Here is a 719-nt window from a genome sequence, read left to right on the forward strand (position 1 = left end):
TGGGTGACCACCGTGCGGGTTCGACCCCCGCCCTCGGCACCATATGCGCCCGTAGCTCAATTGGATAGAGCGTTTGACTACGGATCAAGAGGTTAGGGGTTCGACTCCTCTCGGGCGCGCTTTTATTAACGGGAAGTGGCTCAGCTTGGTAGAGCACCTGGTTTGGGACCAGGGGGTCGCAGGTTCAAATCCTGTCTTCCCGATAGTTTAAACACGGGGCCTTAGCTCAGCTGGGAGAGCGCCTGCCTTGCACGCAGGAGGTCAGCGGTTCGATCCCGCTAGGCTCCACTTATAACTTTATTATGGCGGTGTAGCTCAGCTGGCTAGAGCGTACGGTTCATACCCGTGAGGTCGGGGGTTCGATCCCCTCCGCCGCTACCATAAAGGACCTTTAGCTCAGCTGGTTAGAGCAGACGGCTCATAACCGTCCGGTCGTAGGTTCGAGTCCTACAAGGTCCACCATTAAAGTAAATTCCCTGGAGGTATACCCAAGTCTGGCTGAAGGGATCGGTCTTGAAAACCGACAGGCGGCGAGAGTCGCGCGGGGGTTCGAATCCCTCTACCTCCTCCATTTTTATTAAAAAGAATATTATATCGTCGCGGGGTGGAGCAGTCTGGTAGCTCGTCGGGCTCATAACCCGAAGGTCGCAGGTTCAAATCCTGTCCCCGCAACCAAATGGTCCCGTGGTGTAGTGGTTAACATGCCTGCCTGTCACGCA

7 tRNA genes are annotated in these 719 nt (G+C 55.8%); all 7 read left to right on the plus strand.

Annotated features, from left to right (window positions below):
• Window positions 1-45 precede the first annotated feature (45 nt).
• Window positions 46-119 (plus strand) — tRNA-Arg (locus AAIE21_RS29260).
• A 10-nt stretch (window positions 120-129) separates the two neighbouring features.
• Window positions 130-203: transfer RNA gene (locus AAIE21_RS29265), tRNA-Pro, on the plus strand.
• A 12-nt stretch (window positions 204-215) separates the two neighbouring features.
• Window positions 216-288: transfer RNA gene (locus AAIE21_RS29270), tRNA-Ala, on the plus strand.
• Between the two features lie 16 nt (window positions 289-304).
• Window positions 305-381, plus strand: a tRNA-Met gene (locus AAIE21_RS29275).
• A gap of 4 nt (window positions 382-385) precedes the next feature.
• A tRNA-Ile gene (locus AAIE21_RS29280) sits at window positions 386-462 on the plus strand.
• Between the two features lie 16 nt (window positions 463-478).
• A tRNA-Ser gene (locus AAIE21_RS29285) sits at window positions 479-571 on the plus strand.
• A gap of 27 nt (window positions 572-598) precedes the next feature.
• Window positions 599-675: transfer RNA gene (locus tag AAIE21_RS29290), tRNA-Met, on the plus strand.
• Window positions 676-719 lie beyond the last annotated feature (44 nt).

It is taken from the genome of Paenibacillus sp. 102, assembly GCF_039549175.1.
In the GTDB taxonomy this organism is placed as follows: domain Bacteria; phylum Bacillota; class Bacilli; order Bacillales; family Bacillaceae_G; genus Bacillus_A.